The 15,197-nt window shown below is 72.1% G+C and carries 16 protein-coding genes; 8 read left to right on the top strand and 8 right to left on the bottom strand.

What is annotated here, in order from left to right; genetic code table 11:
- Positions 1-144: 144 nt before the first annotated feature.
- Both OG736_RS06685 and OG736_RS06680 read right to left on the bottom strand, forming a co-directional pair.
- Entirely contained in the window at positions 145-873 is a 729-nt protein-coding gene (locus OG736_RS06685; RefSeq protein WP_171395629.1) for a lysophospholipid acyltransferase family protein, read from the bottom strand.
- 190 nt (positions 874-1,063) lie between these two features.
- Positions 1,064-1,480, bottom strand: a complete 417-nt coding sequence (locus OG736_RS06680) for a DUF4395 domain-containing protein (protein WP_327181606.1) — start codon at positions 1,478-1,480, stop codon at positions 1,064-1,066.
- 75 nt (positions 1,481-1,555) lie between these two features.
- On the opposite strand from OG736_RS06680, the gene OG736_RS06675 reads away from it, so the two are divergent.
- The 4 genes from OG736_RS06675 (at position 1,556) to OG736_RS06660 (ending at position 4,706) form a co-directional block, all read left to right on the top strand.
- Complete coding sequence (locus OG736_RS06675; protein ID WP_327181605.1) at positions 1,556-1,969, top strand: thioredoxin family protein; 414 nt, start codon at positions 1,556-1,558, stop codon at positions 1,967-1,969.
- Positions 1,970-2,177: 208 nt separating this feature from the next.
- Positions 2,178-2,687, top strand: coding sequence for a flavin reductase family protein (locus OG736_RS06670; RefSeq protein WP_327181604.1), 510 nt, complete (start codon positions 2,178-2,180; stop codon positions 2,685-2,687).
- A gap of 217 nt (positions 2,688-2,904) precedes the next feature.
- Positions 2,905-3,693 carry an electron transfer flavoprotein subunit beta/FixA family protein gene (locus OG736_RS06665; protein ID WP_054240640.1) on the top strand — a complete coding sequence of 263 codons (789 nt, stop codon included), beginning with the start codon at positions 2,905-2,907 and terminating at the stop codon, positions 3,691-3,693.
- A 50-nt stretch (positions 3,694-3,743) separates the two neighbouring features.
- Complete coding sequence (locus tag OG736_RS06660) at positions 3,744-4,706, top strand: electron transfer flavoprotein subunit alpha/FixB family protein (protein WP_020125926.1); 963 nt, start codon at positions 3,744-3,746, stop codon at positions 4,704-4,706.
- Positions 4,707-4,769: 63 nt separating this feature from the next.
- Here OG736_RS06660 and OG736_RS06655 read toward each other — a convergent pair whose 3' ends face one another.
- The gene (locus tag OG736_RS06655) at positions 4,770-5,690 is read right to left on the bottom strand and encodes an endonuclease/exonuclease/phosphatase family protein (RefSeq protein WP_327181603.1); all 921 of its coding nucleotides are present in this window, start codon (positions 5,688-5,690) and stop codon (positions 4,770-4,772) included.
- 180 nt (positions 5,691-5,870) lie between these two features.
- Here OG736_RS06655 and OG736_RS06650 point away from each other — a divergent pair, with 180 nt between their 5' ends.
- On the top strand, positions 5,871-7,175 hold the full coding sequence (locus tag OG736_RS06650) for a DUF6986 family protein (protein ID WP_327181602.1): 1,305 nt from the start codon (positions 5,871-5,873) through the stop codon (positions 7,173-7,175).
- A gap of 87 nt (positions 7,176-7,262) precedes the next feature.
- Here OG736_RS06650 and OG736_RS06645 read toward each other — a convergent pair whose 3' ends face one another.
- From OG736_RS06645 to OG736_RS06635, 3 genes are all read right to left on the bottom strand, one after another.
- Complete coding sequence (locus OG736_RS06645; RefSeq protein ID WP_327181601.1) at positions 7,263-7,652, bottom strand: VOC family protein; 390 nt, start codon at positions 7,650-7,652, stop codon at positions 7,263-7,265.
- 86 nt (positions 7,653-7,738) lie between these two features.
- Positions 7,739-8,476: a hypothetical protein gene (locus OG736_RS06640; protein ID WP_327181600.1), complete on the bottom strand. Its 738-nt coding sequence runs from the start codon at positions 8,474-8,476 to the stop codon at positions 7,739-7,741.
- A gap of 6 nt (positions 8,477-8,482) precedes the next feature.
- Complete coding sequence (locus OG736_RS06635) at positions 8,483-9,520, bottom strand: LacI family DNA-binding transcriptional regulator (RefSeq protein WP_327181599.1); 1,038 nt, start codon at positions 9,518-9,520, stop codon at positions 8,483-8,485.
- Positions 9,521-9,751: 231 nt separating this feature from the next.
- Between OG736_RS06635 and OG736_RS06630 the strand changes: the two genes are divergently transcribed.
- Positions 9,752-10,723, top strand: a complete 972-nt coding sequence (locus tag OG736_RS06630) for an ROK family protein (RefSeq protein WP_327181598.1) — start codon at positions 9,752-9,754, stop codon at positions 10,721-10,723.
- A 151-nt stretch (positions 10,724-10,874) separates the two neighbouring features.
- Here OG736_RS06630 and OG736_RS06625 read toward each other — a convergent pair whose 3' ends face one another.
- The gene (locus OG736_RS06625; RefSeq protein WP_327181597.1) at positions 10,875-11,822 is read right to left on the bottom strand and encodes an ADP-ribosylglycohydrolase family protein; all 948 of its coding nucleotides are present in this window, start codon (positions 11,820-11,822) and stop codon (positions 10,875-10,877) included.
- 118 nt (positions 11,823-11,940) lie between these two features.
- On the opposite strand from OG736_RS06625, the gene OG736_RS06620 reads away from it, so the two are divergent.
- Both OG736_RS06620 and OG736_RS06615 read left to right on the top strand, forming a co-directional pair.
- Positions 11,941-12,135, top strand: coding sequence for a hypothetical protein (locus OG736_RS06620; RefSeq protein WP_327181596.1), 195 nt, complete (start codon positions 11,941-11,943; stop codon positions 12,133-12,135).
- Between the two features lie 150 nt (positions 12,136-12,285).
- Entirely contained in the window at positions 12,286-13,329 is a 1,044-nt protein-coding gene (locus tag OG736_RS06615) for an NUDIX hydrolase (protein WP_327181595.1), read from the top strand.
- Between the two features lie 392 nt (positions 13,330-13,721).
- Here OG736_RS06615 and OG736_RS06610 read toward each other — a convergent pair whose 3' ends face one another.
- Positions 13,722-15,077, bottom strand: a complete 1,356-nt coding sequence (locus OG736_RS06610; RefSeq protein WP_327181594.1) for a dipeptidase — start codon at positions 15,075-15,077, stop codon at positions 13,722-13,724.
- Positions 15,078-15,197: the final 120 nt, after the last annotated feature.

Here is a 15,197-nt window from a genome sequence, read left to right as displayed (position 1 = left end):
GACGACCGCTCGGCGCCCCGGCATCCGGCTTCCCGTTATGGCCGGGACCCTATCGGCCGCCGTGGCGCGCACGGGGCGCGGGGTCGCGGGAACGGGCCCCGGCCGGGCGCATGCCGGCCGGGGCCCGTAGGCGCGCGAACCGCGTCAGCGGGCCTCGGCCTCGCGTACCTGCTCCGGCGTCGGAGCCGTGCCGCCCAGGTGGGCCGGCATCCACCAGGTGTCGTTCGCGTCCTTGGGACGGACGGGGTAGGCGCGCTGAGCGGCCTCCAGGAGCTCCTGGACGCGCTCGCGCAGCTGCCGGGTGATCGCGCCCGCGTACTTGTCGCGGGAGGCCTCGATGGCCTCGCCGACGCGGATGGTGACCGGGGTGTGGCTGCGCTTGAAGTTGCGCGGGTGGCCCTTGGTCCACAGCCGCTGCGTACCCCACAGGGCCACCGGGATCAGCGGGACGCCGGCCTCCTGGGCCATCCGGGCCGCGCCCGACTTGAAGCTCTTGAGCGTGAACGACTGCGAGATGGTGGCCTCGGGGAAGACCCCGACGATCTCGCCGGAACGCAGCGACTCCAGGGCGTGCGCGTAGGCCGTCTCGCCCTGGTTGCGGTCCACCGGGATGTGCTTCATCCCGCGCATCAGCGGGCCGGAGATCTTGTGGCGGAAGACGGATTCCTTCGCCATGAAACGAACGAGACGTTTCTGCGGGAGCGCGGCCAGACCGTCGAAGATGAAGTCGAGGTAGCTGATGTGATTGCTCACCAGCACGGCTCCACCCGAGCGCGGGATGTTCTCCGAACCCTTGCAGTCGATCTTGAGGTCCCAGGCCTTGAACAACGTCTGGGCGAGGCCGACGACGGGGCGGTAGACAATCTCTGCCATGGGCGGGGCGGACCCTTCCTTCTCTTTGCCGGGGAGGGGCTCCCGGCGGCAAAGTTACGCAGCCGTAGGTTTACGGCATCTCGCAGATCGTGCCCGAAGAACGGCCGGGGAGCCAGCCCTGGTGCCCGGGAGCGGCGAGATTCTCGTCACTATCAACCCCCTTGATCGACCTCGGGCTTTTAAGCCGCCTTTACTCCGCGCGTACCGAGACCCGCCGTACGAGCAGGTACATCTCGCATCCGAGGCAGTACCCGAAAGCAGCATTGAGGAAGGCGGCCGCCAGCGCCGCCCCGGTCGCCGCGAGGCCCAGCCAGTCCGGACCCAGGGTGAGGCCGACGAGTCCGACCCCCGCGAACAGCAGACCCACCGCCTGCGCGAACCGCGGCGGCTCCGGCGCCTCGAACTCGGTCGGCGGCCCGATCCGCGGCCGAACGGCCCTGCGGAACACCCAGCCGTACGGTGAGCGACCCACCCCGCCCGTCGCGCCGAGCGCGAACGCCAGCGTCTGCCACGCCAGCAGCCAGGCGCTGCCGCTGATCAGCACGACCGCGAGTACTACGGTCGTCACGGCGGCCCCGAAGCGCGGGCCCCTCGCATCGATGTCCATGAATCAAGCATTCCGCAACGGAAACGATTCCTGGGGTCGGGAATCTTTGCAGTCTCGTGAACGCTGGAGGACCTGATGGCCGGACTGCTGGTGTGCGTGGCGGTGCTCGCGGTGGCGAGCGCCTACGGAGTGCTGCACAAGCGGCGGAGCGGGAGGGTGCGGGTGCGCGGGCGCGACGACGGCAAACGGCTCGGAGCCGACCGGCTGGGCGGCGAACTCGGCGAACGGGCCACGCTCGTGCAGTTCTCCAGCGCCTTCTGCGCGCCCTGCCGGGCCACCCGCCGGGTCCTCGGCGAGGTGGCCGGCGTGGTCCCCGGAGTCACCCACATAGAGATCGACGCCGAGGCGCACCTGGACCTCGTCCGCGAGCTCGACATCCTCAAGACCCCGACCGTCCTGGTGCTCGATGCCGACGGCCACATCGTCCGACGGGCAACAGGCCAGCCCCGCAAGGCGGACGTCATCGCGGCCCTGGGGGAGGCGGTGTGAGCCGCCCGCGGGGGACGGTGAGGCATCTCCCAGATACCGGAACGTACTTGACTGTGCGTGCCACCTATCGTCAGCCTGACCGTATGCCTGAGGAACTCCTTCTCCACGGACGGGTCCACGTGGACCTGGTCCGTACCGCGAGCGCGCGCTGTCCGGCCCGTTGAGCACCCACGGCCCGGCTCGCCACTTCCCGCAGAAGGACAACCCCATGACGGCCACACCCGGCCTCGGCTCCACCCGCCTGGCCTCTCCCGACCTCCTGCGCTCCGTCTTCCGCCGGCATGCCGCGGGGGTCGCCGTGATCACCGCCTCGGGCGAGAGCGGCCCGGTCGGCTTCACCGCCACCTCGCTCAGCTCCGTCTCCGCCGAGCCGCCGATGCTCTCCTTCGGCATCGGCACCGGTGCCTCCAGCTGGCCCGTGCTGTCCCGGGCCACGCACGTGGGCGTCCACATACTCGGGGAGCACCAGCAGGAGCTGGCCGCCACCTTCGCCAGGAGCGGCGCCGACCGCTTCGGCGCGCCGACCGCCTGGCGCGACGGTCCGCAGGGTGTTCCGGTGCTGGACGACGTGCTGGCGTGGCTGGTGTGCCGGGTCGTCGCGCGGGTCCCGGCGGGCGATCACCGCATCGTGCTGGCCGAGGTGGTCCTGGGTGACCCGGAGGGCGCGGGCCGCCCGTTGCTCTACCACCAGGGGCGGTTCACCGCCCTGCGGGATTGATCACTGCCCGCTCTCCTGCGAACTCGTCGAGTTCCGATTACGCTGCGTTGCAAAGGTCACAGTTCAAAGCGCTTGCTTAGCGGGCATGAACTGGGTGTACTGACGAGTAATATTTCGGTCGGAGCGCGGGCCGCCCCGACCGGGATCGGCCGCTTGTGGCGCCTATGCTGCCTGGAAGAAGGCAGCCGAGAACTGACGATGCAGTAGGAGAGCCGGCGTGAGCTTGAGGATCGTTGTCACTGTGAAGTACGTGCCCGACGCCACTGGCGACCGGCACTTCGCCGATGACCTGACCGTCGACCGGGACGACGTGGACGGTCTGCTCTCCGAGCTCGACGAGTACGCGGTCGAGCAGGCGCTGCAGATCTCCGAGAACTCCGACGACGACGTGGAGATCACCGTCCTGACGGTGGGCCCCGAGGATGCCAAGGACGCGCTCCGCAAGGCCCTCTCCATGGGCGCCGACAAGGCGATCCACGTCGAGGACGACGACCTGCACGGCACCGACGCCATCGGCACCTCCCTGGTGCTGGCCAAGGCGATCGAGAAGGCCGGCTACGACCTGGTCATCTCCGGCCTGGCCTCCACCGACGGCACCATGGGCGTCGTCCCGGCCCTGCTGGCCGAGCGCCTGGGCGTCCCGCAGGTCACCCTGCTCTCCGAGGTCTCCGTCGAGGACGGCACCGTCAAGGGCCGCCGGGACGGCGACGCCGCCTCCGAGCAGCTCGAGGCCTCCCTGCCGGCCGTCGTGTCGGTCACCGACCAGTCGGGCGAGGCGCGTTACCCGTCGTTCAAGGGCATCATGGCGGCCAAGAAGAAGCCGGTCGAGGCCTGGGACCTGTCGGACCTGGACCTGGAGGCCGAAGAGGTCGGCCTCGAGGGCGCCTGGACCGCGGTCGACAGCGCGACCGAGCGTCCGGCCCGCACCGCGGGCACGATCGTCAAGGACGAGGGCGAGGGCGGCAAGCAGCTCGCTGAGTTCCTCGCGGGCCAGAAGTTCATCTAAAGGCCCTTCGCCGACCGCCCCTCAACTTCGTTTCGCAGGAGAGCAATCCCATGGCTGAAGTCCTCGTCTTCGTCGACCACGTGGACGGTGCCGTCCGCAAGCCCACCCTGGAGCTGCTGACGCTGGCCCGCCGCATCGGCGAGCCGGTCGCCGTCGCCCTCGGCGCGGGTGCCGAGAACACCGCCGCCGCGCTCGCCGAGCACGGCGCCGTGAAGGTGCTGACCCACGACGCCTCCGAGTACGCCGACTACCTCGTCGTACCGAAGGTCGACGCGCTCCAGGCCGCGGTCGAGTCGGTCTCCCCGGCCGCCGTCCTCGTCCCGTCCTCCGCCGAGGGCAAGGAGATCGCCGCCCGTCTGGCGCTGCGCATCGGCTCCGGCATCATCACCGACGCCACCGACCTCGAGGCCGGCGACGAGGGCCCGGTGGCCACCCAGTCGGTGTTCGCCGCGTCCTTCACCACCAAGTCCCGTGTCTCCAAGGGCACCCCGGTCATCACCGTGAAGCCGAACTCGGCCGCCGTCGAGGCCGCCCCGGCCGCCGGTGCCGTCGAGGCCCTCGCGGTGACCTTCTCCGCCCAGGCCACCGGCACCAAGGTCACCGGCCGCACGCCGCGTGAGTCGACCGGGCGTCCGGAGCTGACCGAGGCCGCGATCGTGGTCTCCGGCGGCCGCGGCGTCAACGGCGCCGAGAACTTCGCCCTCATCGAGTCCCTCGCCGACTCCCTCGGCGCGGCCGTCGGCGCCTCCCGCGCCGCGGTGGACGCCGGCTGGTACCCGCACACCAACCAGGTCGGCCAGACCGGCAAGTCCGTCTCGCCGCAGCTCTACATCGCCAACGGCATCTCCGGTGCCATCCAGCACCGCGCCGGCATGCAGACCTCGAAGACCATCGTGGCCGTCAACAAGGACGCCGAGGCCCCGATCTTCGACCTGGTCGACTACGGCGTCGTCGGCGACCTGTTCGACGTCGTCCCGCAGCTCACCGAGGAGATCAACACCCGCAAGGGCTGATCACCCGGCAGTCGCAGCACTGTCCGAGGCCCCCGTGACCGCACAGGTCACGGGGGCCTCGGCTCATTCCAGGGTCATCGAGGCCTGCACCGGCAGGTGATCGCTCGGGTACTGGCCGTCCAGGTGGAAGGTGTCGGTCCACTCGCGGTGGACGGTGACGCCCGGCGTCGCCAGGATCCAGTCGATGCGGTCCCCGTTCGGCGTGAGCGGCTTGTAACCGTGGTAGGTCGCATAGGCCCCGCCACGCGCGCGTGCCGTGTCCCAGGTGTCGACCAGCCCGGCGGCCAGCAGCCTGTCATAGACCGGATTGACGTGGGCGACGGCGTTGAAGTCGCCGGTCAGCAGCAGCGGCAGGGAGCGGTCCAAGCGGGCGATCCGTACGGCGATCAGGTCGGCGGAGCGCACGCGCGCGTACTGGCTGGCGTTGTCGAGATGGGTGTTGAGGACGTAGAACTCCTTCCGCGCGCGCAGATCACGGAAGCGGACCCAGGTGACCATGCGGGGGTAGTCCGCCCCCCAGGTGTTGGAGCCGAGCACGTCGGGTGTGTCGGAGAGCCAGAAGTGCGCGTGCTCGACCGGGGCGAGCCGACGGGTGTCGAAGAAGACGGCCACCGCCTCCGGGTCCTCCACGCTGCGGCCCTTGCCGATCCAGTCGTAGTGCGGACCGAAGTCGGCCTCGATGTCGCGCAACTGGGCCGGCAGTCCCTCCTGGGTGCCGATGACGTGCGGAGCCGCCCGGCGCAGCAGCGCGCGCATCACCGGACGGCGGACCGCCCAGGTATGGGCGTCCTTGGCGCCCGGGTAGCGCAGATTGAAGGTCATGACCTTCAGTGGCGGCACGGGCGCGGGCTGAAGCGCCCCGCGCGCCGGGCTCTCGTGCCGGGTGGCGGACGACCCTGCCGTGCCCAGCACGGGCACGGTCGCCAGGACGGCCAGGGCCGTGCGCAGCCCAGCCCGTCGGGTCTGCCCCGTGGTGCCGGTCATATGTTCCCTCCCTTGTGAGACAGGATGAAGGTGATGACGGTTGTGCGGAAGAGACAGTCGGTGTGCCGACGAGCGTAGGGACCGCGCCGTGGACAGGGTGTTGACCTGCCGGAAGCTGCACGGATAACTTCGCTCTACGGATTGTTGATTCCGTACAGCGGAAAAACCGGAGGGTGTGGAATGGGTCAGGGCCAGCAGGAGACGGTCACGACAAGCCTCGCGGGCGCCGTCAGCGAGGAGATCAGCGCCTCCCTCGCCCCGGTCGACGCCGAACTCGACCGCTGCTACCCCGGCGACCCCGGCACCCGGCAGCCCGTCCACACCGTCTACGTCCCCGGCGACGCCTTCGACGCCGACACCATCCGCTCCTGGGGCGACCGGGCCCTCGCCGCCCTCGACGAGCACGCCCCCGACGCGGCTTCCTTCGCCGCCTGTCTCGGCCTCTCCCAGGACCTCGCCGAGCCCGTGTACGCGCGTGTGCGGGCCAAGCTGGAGCGCGAGCCCGTCGAGGACCTGCGCGTCGACTTCGAGGACGGCTACGGCCCCCGCCCGGACGCCGAGGAGGACGCGACGGCCGCCCGCGCGGCCCGGCTGATCGCGGAGGCGAGCGCGAAGGGCACCGCGGCCCCGTACATGGGCATCCGCATGAAGTGCATGGAGGCCGCGGTGCGCGACCGGGGCATCCGCACCCTCGACATCTTCCTCACCGGCCTGATGGAGAACGGCGGCCTTCCCGACGGCCTGGTCCTGACGCTGCCGAAGGTGACCTATCCGGAGCAGGTCACCGCGATGGTCCGGCTCCTGGAGGCCTTCGAGCGGACGCGGGGCCTCGACGACGGACGGCTCGGCTTCGAGATCCAGATCGAGACCAGCCAGTCCATCCTCGCCACCGACGGCACCGCGACGGTCGCCCGGATGATCCAGGCGGCCCGGGGCCGCGCCACCGGCCTCCACTACGGCACCTTCGACTACAGCGCCTGCCTCGGCGTGTCCGCCGCCTACCAGGCCAGCGACCACCCCGCTGCCGACCACGCCAAGGCGATCATGCAGGTCGCGGCGGCCGGCACCGGGGTACGCGTCTCGGACGGTTCCACGAACGTGCTGCCGGTCGGCCCGACCGAGCAGGTGCACGCCGCCTGGCGGCTGCACTACGGACTCACCCGCCGCGCCCTGTCCCGCGCCTACTACCAGGGCTGGGACATGCACCCCGGCCACATCCCCACCCGCTACGCGGCCGTCTTCGCCTTCTACCGGGAGGGCTTCGCCCAGGCCGCCGAGCGGCTTGCGCGGTACGCCAACCGGGCCGGCGGCGATGTGATGGACGAGCCCGCGACCGCCAAGGCCCTCAGCGGCTACCTGCTGCGCGGCCTGGACTGCGGCGCCCTCGACCTCGCCGAGGTGACCGGCGCGACCGGGCTCGACCGGGCGGCCCTGGAGAGTTTCGCGACGCCGCGCCGAGGTGATCTGACGGTCTCCGGGCAGTAGGGCGGCACGGCAGCAGGGCGACAGCGCGCAGGGGGTGTGGCCGGCCGGGGTGGGAGATCCCGACCGGCCACCGGCCCTCAGGGGCGACTACTGCTCAGGAAAGGTGTACGGGGTCGTGATGATCTCCATGCCGTGCCCGGCGGGATCCATGAAGTACACACCCCGGCCGCCGTGGTGATGGTTGATCTCACCCGGCTGCTTGCCGTGCGGATCGGCGAAGTACGTGATCCCCGTCCGCTCGATCCGCTCGAAGGCCGCGTCGAACTCCTCGTCCGAGACGAGGAACGCGTAGTGCTGCATGACGATCGACTCCACCGGGACGGCGGCGAAGTCCAGGGTGACGCCGTTGCTGGTGTTCACCGGGACGAACGGGCCCCACTCGGGCCCGACTTCGAGTCCCAGGATGTGGGCGAGGAACTCGGCGGACTCCCGGTTGTCACGGGAGTGGACGATGGTGTGGTTCAACTCGACTGACATGTGTGGAATGCCTCCGTAAGGCAAACTCACGGGCGCCTCCATGCCTCACCCGGCCGGTGACCGACACGCGACGCCGTTCGATCATTCTATCGGACGTGCAGATGTTCCAGGCCGGACGCGGTCACAAGGTTCTCTTCCGCGAACAATCGGGTGCCCCGCTCGCAGAGCCGTGCGTCGGCCCTGGCGCGGGCGCAGAACTCCTCCGGGGTCGCCCCGAACAGCTCCCGCAACGCCGTTGACCGTGCGAGGAGTTCGGTGATCAGGGCACGCTGCCCGGGGTGACTGCGCGGGATGCCGTCGCCGTTGTGCAGCACGCCATGATGGTTCACGTACGCGAACGAATCGAGGAGTGCCTCGCCGTTCTCCAGCTCGACCCGGAAACCCGGCGCGGGCAGCAGGACCCGGTCGTAGTTCGGCTCCGTCGCGTCGATCAGGGCGAGTTGCTCCGGGTCCAGCCAGATGACGAACAACTCCCGGGTGACGGCGGGGGCGTGGACGGGGGACGCGGACACATAGCCCACGCGGCTGACATGCGCCGAGACGCCGACGTCGATGCCCGTCACCCGGGCCTTCACCATGGGGATGGGCGAGGTGACTTCGAACTCGGCCATCTTGTGCCGCAGTTGGGCGGGACTGGCGTTGGAACCGACGGCCACGACCGGAGTGCGGCCGGGATGTGTCAGCCGGTCCAGCGGCAGCAGCTCGTCCCCGTGGAGCAGCCCGGACGTGGCCGGCCAGGCGCCGGGATAGCTCAGCGGGTGGTCGCGCGGCGCGTCGGCCAGGCCGAGCGCCCGAAGTGTGCGGTGGTCGTCGCGGGCGTCCATGGCGTCTCAGTCGGCCGGCGGCAGCTCTCCCGAGCCGCGCGTGACGAGCCGGGTCGGCAGTTCGATGCGCTCGGGGGTGATCAGAGTGCCGTCCAGCTGCCCGAACAGGCGCTCCGCGGCGGTACGGCCCAGAGTGGCCGCGTCCTGGGCGACCACCGTGACCCCCGGCTGGAGCAGGTCGGCGAGCTCCAGGTCGTCGAAGGCCACCAGGGCGACCCGCCGGGCCTGCTCGGCGAGCACCCGGATCACGGTGACCGTCACCCGGTTGTTGCCCGAGAAGATCGCCGTGACCGGCGCGGGCCCGGACAGCATCTCCTCGGCCGCGCGGCGCACCCGCAGGGGGTCGGTGGCGCCCAGCGACATCCAGGCGTCCTCGACCGGTATGCCGGCGTCCTCCATCGCCGTCCGGTAACCGCGCAGGCGCTCGGCGGCGGTGTGGATGCGGGGCATGTCGCCGATGAAGCCGATCCGGCGGTGCCCGTGCGCCACCAGATGGGTCACGCCTTCGTGGGCGCCGCCGAAGTTGTCCGACAGGACGCAGTCGGCGTCGATCTGGCCGGCCGGCCGGTCGACGAACACCGTGGCGACGCCCGCCTTGATCTCGGGCTCCAGGTACCGGTGGTCGTCCCCGGCCGGGATCACCACCAGGCCGTCCACCCGGCGCGCGCACAGCGCCAGCGCCAGCTCCTGCTCCCGGTCCGGGTCCTCGGCGCTGGAGCCGTTGATGAGCAGGGCGCCGTGGGCGCGGGCGACTTCCTCCACCGCGCGGCTGAGCGGCCCGTAGAACGGGTCGGCGAGGTCCTCCAGGACCAGGCCGATGCTGGCCGTGCTGCCCTTGCGCAGCACCCGGGCGCTGTCGTTGCGGCGGAAGCCGAGCGCGTCGATGGCCTCCTGGACACGGCGTTCCGTCTCGGGCGTGACGCCCGGCTCACCGTTCACCACGCGCGAGACCGTCTTGAGGCCGACTCCGGCGCGAGCGGCGACGTCCTTCATGGTGGGACGGTTGCCGTAGCGGCTCTCGGGCCGGCGCTGCGTCTCGGGCACGATGCTGTGTCCTGTCCTGTCGTCCACGGGAGGTCGGCCATGCACCCCGTCCACAAGATTTGCGCACGGGGATGCGTGGGTCCCAGGGTGTGTATGAGGATGTGGCGTCGAGCATAGAGCCTGGACAACGTTGTCAGATGCGGGAGACACTGTCCACCGCATCTCCGGCCCGCGTCCCCCAATCGCTGGACCGGCCAGCCCTTCCATGGTGGACCGGGAGAAACCAGACTGATGTACACCGACCTCGTGGCCGCGCTCGACATCGGCGGCACCAAGATCGCCGGAGCGCTGGTGGACGGCGACGGCACGATCCTGGCCCGCGCGCAGCGCCCCACGCCCGCCCAGGAGAACGGCGACACCGTGATGCGGGCCGTCGAGGAGACGCTGGCGGAGCTGACCGCGGCGCCGCCGTGGGCGCGCGTCCGAGCCGTCGGCATCGGCAGCGCGGGTCCGGTGGACGCCTCGGCGGGCACGGTCAGCCCGGTGAACGTGCCCGGCTGGCGCGACTTTCCGCTGGTCGACCGGGTCCGGGCGGTGACGGGGAACCTCCCGGTCGAACTCATCGGCGACGGCGTGGCGATCACGGCGGCCGAACACTGGCAGGGCGCCGCCCGCGGGCACGACAACGCGCTGTGCATGGTGGTCTCCACCGGCGTCGGCGGCGGCCTGGTGCTGGGCGGCCGACTGCACCCCGGCCCCACCGGCAATGCCGGACACATCGGCCACATCAGCGTCGAACTCGACGGGGACCTGTGCCCGTGCGGCGGGCGCGGCTGTGTGGAACGCATCGCCAGCGGTCCCCACATCGCCCGTCGGGCCCTGGAGAACGGCTGGCTGCCCGGCCCCGACGGCGACACCACCGCGGCCGCGGTGGCCGCCGCCGCCCGCGCGGGCGACCCGGTCGCCGTGGCGTCCTTCGAACGGGCCGCCCAGGCCCTGGCCGCCGGTATCGCGGCCACCGCGACCCTCGTCGAGATCGACATCGCGGTGATCGGCGGGGGCGTGGGCAAGGCGGGCGAGGTGCTGTTCGCCCCCCTGCGCCGGGCGCTCCGCGACTACGCCACCCTCTCCTTCGTCCAGCGCCTGACCGTGACGCCGGCGCAGATGGGCACGGACGCGGGCCTGGTGGGAGCGGCCGCGGCAGCGCTGTCGGCGAGCACGGGGGCCGGGGCGGGGGCGGGCGCCACGGCGGCGGGGGTCTGACTTCGACGGGCGGCACCTCGAAGGAACGTTTCGGGTGTCGGAGTGGAGTGTGGGGCGGCGGCGGGCAGGCGTGCTCGTGCGCGCGCCGGGTGGCCGGGGGTGGCGCGGGCACGGGCGGGGCCCGACCGTCACACGGCCTGCCGTGCGACGGTCACCCGACGCCGTGCCGGCCGGCCGTCCCGGCCGCCGTGACGACGTCCCAGCCGCTCCAGGCCGGGATGGCCTCGCAGGACTGCCGCCAGACGGCGGGGACGCCGTCCGTGCCGGTCCGGGACGCGACCACGCCTCCGACGACGGCGCAGGTCGTGTCGCGGTCGCCCCACCCGCCGACGGTCTGCCACAGCGCCTCGGGCAGGTCGTCCAGGTGCCCCGCGGCGGACCAGAGGGCGAACGGCACCGTGTCCGGAGCCGAGATCAGCGTCCCCGAGCCCAGCACGGACGCCGCGTGGCGCACCGAGGCGCGCCCGGGGAGGCCCGCGGCCACCAGCAGCCCGGAGCGGACGTCGCTGTCCGGCAGGTGCGAGGCGACCTCCCGCAGAAACGCGTCGCGCGCGGGGGCGTCCCGGCCCGCGCCGGCGGCCGCCAGCGCGGCGGCGACCGCCACGGCCACCGCGCCCGCGACAGCCTCGGGGTGGGCATGGGTGGCCAGGGCCGACAGCCGGGCCTGCTCGCGGGCCGCGGCGAGGTCGTCCCGGAACCAGGCCCCCAGCGGGGCGACCCGCATCGCGGCGCCGTTGCCGTACGAACCCTGTCCGCCGAACTGTCCCGTCGTCACCGCCCGCCAGTCCTCGCCCTCGCCGACGCGCCGCAGCACGCTGTGCATGGACGGGCCGTACTTGCGGGCCGGGTCGCGGCGGTACTCGGCGGCGAACTGCCGGGCCAGGTCGCCCGGACGGACCTCCCCGTGCTCCGTCAGATGGGCGAAGAGGACGAACGCCATCGCCGAGTCGTCCGTCCACGGCCAGGGCGCGGGACGCGGCTCCCGCGCCGCCCACAGCTCCTCGGCGGGCTCGTCGGAGCGGGTGAACCAGCTGTCGCCGAAGGCGTCACCCGTCACCAGACCGTCCAGGGCGGCATGGGCGTGTTGCGGGCCGATCATGGCGAAGCTCCTCCGAACCGTCGGTGACGACGGCATTCTCGCCGCAGACCGGTCGATCGTGCGCGGGGATTACCGGGTGACGCGTGACCCCGTGCCCGTTGACGCCGTTGATCCCCGCATGAAGAAGCGCAGCATGCTCGCCATCGCCTCCCTCGCCACCGGGCTCGTCGTCGCGGCGATCACCCCCTCGCACGGCCTGGGCGGTGCCGACCTCGAAGGGCTGAACGTGGGCGACACCCTCAGCACCCTCGACCACACCATCGCCAGCGACAGCCTGGCCGTCGACGACGACGCGCTGGGGCAGAACGGCTGACGGACCGGGCACCGACCACGAACGCCGTGGCGCCGGCACCCCACCGCGAGGGGGCCGGCGCCACGGCGTTCGTGCGCCCTCAACGCGGACTGGTTTCCGTGGCAGGGTGGAGCGGGCAAGCCACAGGGGGCCAACAGAAGAGGGGGAACCGTGACCGTCGTCTGGATCAACGGCGCGTTCGGTGCGGGGAAGACCACCACCGCACGGGAATTGATCGACCTGATCCCGAACAGCACGCTCTTCGACCCCGAGGTCATCGGCGGAGCTCTCCCGCACCTGCTGCCGCCCAAACGTCTCGCCGAGGTCGGCGACTTCCAGGACCTGCCGATCTGGCGGCGGCTCGTGATCGACACGGCGGCCGCGCTGCTCGCCGAGCTGGGCGGCACCCTCGTCGTCCCCATGACCCTGCTGCGCCAGGAGTACCGCGACGAGATCTTCGGCGGTCTCGCCGCCCGCCGGATCCCCGTCCGCCATGTGCTCCTCGCCCCGGGGGAAACGATCCTGCGCGAGCGAATAGCCGCCCGTGAGGTCCCGCCGGACCTCCCCGACGGCGAGATACGCGTCCGCCAGTGGTCGTACGACCACATCGAGCCGTACCACGCCGCCCTCGCCTCCTGGCTCACCGCCGACGCCCATCCCGTCGACAACGGAGTCCTCACTCCGCAGGAGACGGCCGCCCGGATAGCCGAGGCCGTGGGCAGCGGCGCCGTGGCCGCGTGCGACATCGTGCAGACCCCCGAGCCCACCGCCGAGACGGTGGCCGCCGGGGTCCTCCTCTTCGACGACCAGGACCGGGTGCTGCTCGTGGACCCGACGTACAAGCCCGGCTGGGAGTTCCCCGGCGGGGTGGTGGAGCCCGGCGAGGCGCCCGCGCGCGCGGGCGTGCGCGAGGTCGAGGAGGAGACCGGCATCCGGCTGGACGACGTACCCCGGCTGCTGGTCGTCGACTGGGAACGGCCGGCCCCGCCCGCCTACGGTGGGCTGCGCCTCCTCTTCGACGGCGGACGGCTCGACGCCGCCGCCGTGGCGGGGCTGCTGCTGCCCGGCCCCGAACTGCGGGCCTGGCGCTTCGTCACGGAGGAGGAGGCGGCCGATCTCCTGCCACCGGTCCGCTACGAGCGACTGCGCTGGGCGCTGCGCGCCCGCGAGCGCGGGGCGGCCCTGTATCTCGAGGCAGGCGTGCCGACCGAGTGAGAGCCGCTACGGGGACGAGATCCGCCGCAGCGCCTCAGCCGGGAAGGCAGCCGACCGGCACTCCTCCCGGAACCGCCGCTCGAACCCCTCCACCACCTCGGCGACCGGGGCGTGCCGGCTGACGAGCGCGGCGGCTCCGTCCGGGATGCCCTCGGCCGCAGCCCCCGGCGCACGCGCGCACGTACGCCCGTTCCTCGCCGCGGTACCCGTACAGGTCGGTGACGAGCCACGTCACCGGGTAGGAGCTGATGTACGCACGGTCGTAGCCACGGTGCAGGTCGACGAAGGAAGCGCAGCAGGTGCAGGCGGGGGAGGAGTTCGATGACCTCCACGGGGCGACCGTAGAGAGGGCCCGCCCGCCGGGCGAGGCCCTCTGCCGACGGCGGAGCGGGTCAGCCGGCCGCGTAGTTGCGCAGGAACAGGGCCTCCGCCACCGAGAGCCGCTCCAACTCCTCGGGGGAAACGCTCTCGTTGACCGCGTGGATCTGTGCCTCGGGCTCGCTCAGGCCGATGAGGAGGATCTCCGCCTGCGGGTAGAGCGCGGCCAGGGTGTTGCACAGCGGGATGGAGCCGCCCTGCCCCGCGTACTGCATGTCCTGGCCGGGGTAGGCGATCGCCATCGCGTCGGCCATCGCCGCGTACGCCGGGCTGGTGGTGTCCGCGCTGAACGCCTGGCCCTGGCCGATCTGTTCGGTGCTCACGCGCGCGCCCCACGGCGTGTGGGCCTCCAGATGGGCCTGGAGCAGCTTCGTCGCCTCGGCCGCGTCCACGCCCGGCGGCACCCGGAGGCTGATCAGCGCACGGGCACCCGCCTGCACGGACGGCGTGGCGCCGACGACCGGCGGGCAGTCGATGCCCAGGACGGTGACGGCGGGACGCGCCCAGATACGGTCGGCGACCGTGCCGGAGCCGATCAGGCCGACGCCGTCCAGCACCTTGGCGTCCTGGCGGAACTGCGCCTCGTCGTACTGGAGGCCCTCCCAGTGCGCGTCGTCGGTGAGGCCGTCGACGGTCGTGGAGCCGTCCTCGGCGCGCAGCGAGTCCAGGACGCGGATCAGCGCGCCCAGCGCGTCCGGCGCCGCCCCGCCGAACTGGCCGGAGTGCAGGTTGCCCTCGAGGGTGTCGACCCGCACCCGCATCATGGTCATACCGCGCAGCGTGGAGGTGACGGTCGGCAGACCCACCCGGAAGTTGCCCGCGTCGCCGATGACGATGGTGTCGGCCGCCAGCAGGTCGGGGTGCTGCTCGGCATACCGCTCCAGACCGCCGGTGCCCTGCTCCTCGGAGCCCTCCACGATCACCTTCACGGTGACCGGGACGCCCCCGTTCGCCTTCAGGGCGCGCAGCGCGAGCAGGTGCATGATGACGCCGCCCTTGCAGTCGGCGCTGCCGCGGCCGTACCAGCGGCCGTCGCGCTCCGTCAGCTCGAAGGGCGGGGTCGTCCAGCCGGCCTCGTCCAGCGGCGGCTGCACGTCGTAGTGGGCGTAGAGCAGGACCGTCCTGGCACCGGCGGGGCCCGGCAGACAGCCGTACACCGACTGCGTGCCGTCCGGGGTGTCGAGCAGGGCCACGTCCTGGAAGCCCTCGGCGCGCAGCGCGTCCGCGATCCAGTTCGCGGCGGCCTCGCTCTCGCTCCTGGGGAACTGGTCGAAGTCCGCCACCGACTTGAAGGCCACCAGCTCGGTGAGCTCCGCCCGTGCCCTGGGCAGCAGCGAGGCGACGGTCTCGGCGACCGGATTCGACGACATGGGCACGCTCCTTGTGGGTGCGACGTTGTACTGGTGTGTACTGGTCCGTACGGGTGACCGTGCGAGCGTACGCGCCTGCCGGGATGTGGGGCGCGCGCGCCGCCGATCCTCCCACAGCGG

The organism is Streptomyces sp. NBC_01334, from assembly GCF_035983595.1.
GTDB classification, from domain to species: domain Bacteria; phylum Actinomycetota; class Actinomycetes; order Streptomycetales; family Streptomycetaceae; genus Streptomyces; species Streptomyces coriariae.
Note: the sequence above shows the minus strand (reverse complement) of the source record. Positions and strands in the feature narration are given on the sequence as shown.

Bases quoted from the DNA above. Each gene is read 5' to 3' on its own strand.
- OG736_RS06620 (WP_327181596.1), top strand. From the start codon at position 11,941: ATGAAGAAGCGCAGCATGCTCGCCATCGCCTCCCTCGCCACCGGGCTC.
- OG736_RS06630 (WP_327181598.1), top strand. From the start codon at position 9,752: ATGTACACCGACCTCGTGGCCGCGCTCGACATCGGCGGCACCAAGATC.
- OG736_RS06655 (WP_327181603.1), bottom strand. From the start codon at position 5,690: ATGACCGGCACCACGGGGCAGACCCGACGGGCTGGGCTGCGCACGGCC.
- OG736_RS06660 (WP_020125926.1), top strand. From the start codon at position 3,744: ATGGCTGAAGTCCTCGTCTTCGTCGACCACGTGGACGGTGCCGTCCGC.
- OG736_RS06610 (WP_327181594.1), bottom strand. From the start codon at position 15,077: ATGTCGTCGAATCCGGTCGCCGAGACCGTCGCCTCGCTGCTGCCCAGG.
- OG736_RS06645 (WP_327181601.1), bottom strand. From the start codon at position 7,652: ATGTCAGTCGAGTTGAACCACACCATCGTCCACTCCCGTGACAACCGG.
- OG736_RS06670 (WP_327181604.1), top strand. From the start codon at position 2,178: ATGACGGCCACACCCGGCCTCGGCTCCACCCGCCTGGCCTCTCCCGAC.
- OG736_RS06680 (WP_327181606.1), bottom strand. From the start codon at position 1,480: ATGGACATCGATGCGAGGGGCCCGCGCTTCGGGGCCGCCGTGACGACC.
- OG736_RS06650 (WP_327181602.1), top strand. From the start codon at position 5,871: ATGGGTCAGGGCCAGCAGGAGACGGTCACGACAAGCCTCGCGGGCGCC.
- OG736_RS06685 (WP_171395629.1), bottom strand. From the start codon at position 873: ATGGCAGAGATTGTCTACCGCCCCGTCGTCGGCCTCGCCCAGACGTTG.
- OG736_RS06640 (WP_327181600.1), bottom strand. From the start codon at position 8,476: ATGGACGCCCGCGACGACCACCGCACACTTCGGGCGCTCGGCCTGGCC.
- OG736_RS06625 (WP_327181597.1), bottom strand. From the start codon at position 11,822: ATGATCGGCCCGCAACACGCCCATGCCGCCCTGGACGGTCTGGTGACG.
- OG736_RS06675 (WP_327181605.1), top strand. From the start codon at position 1,556: ATGGCCGGACTGCTGGTGTGCGTGGCGGTGCTCGCGGTGGCGAGCGCC.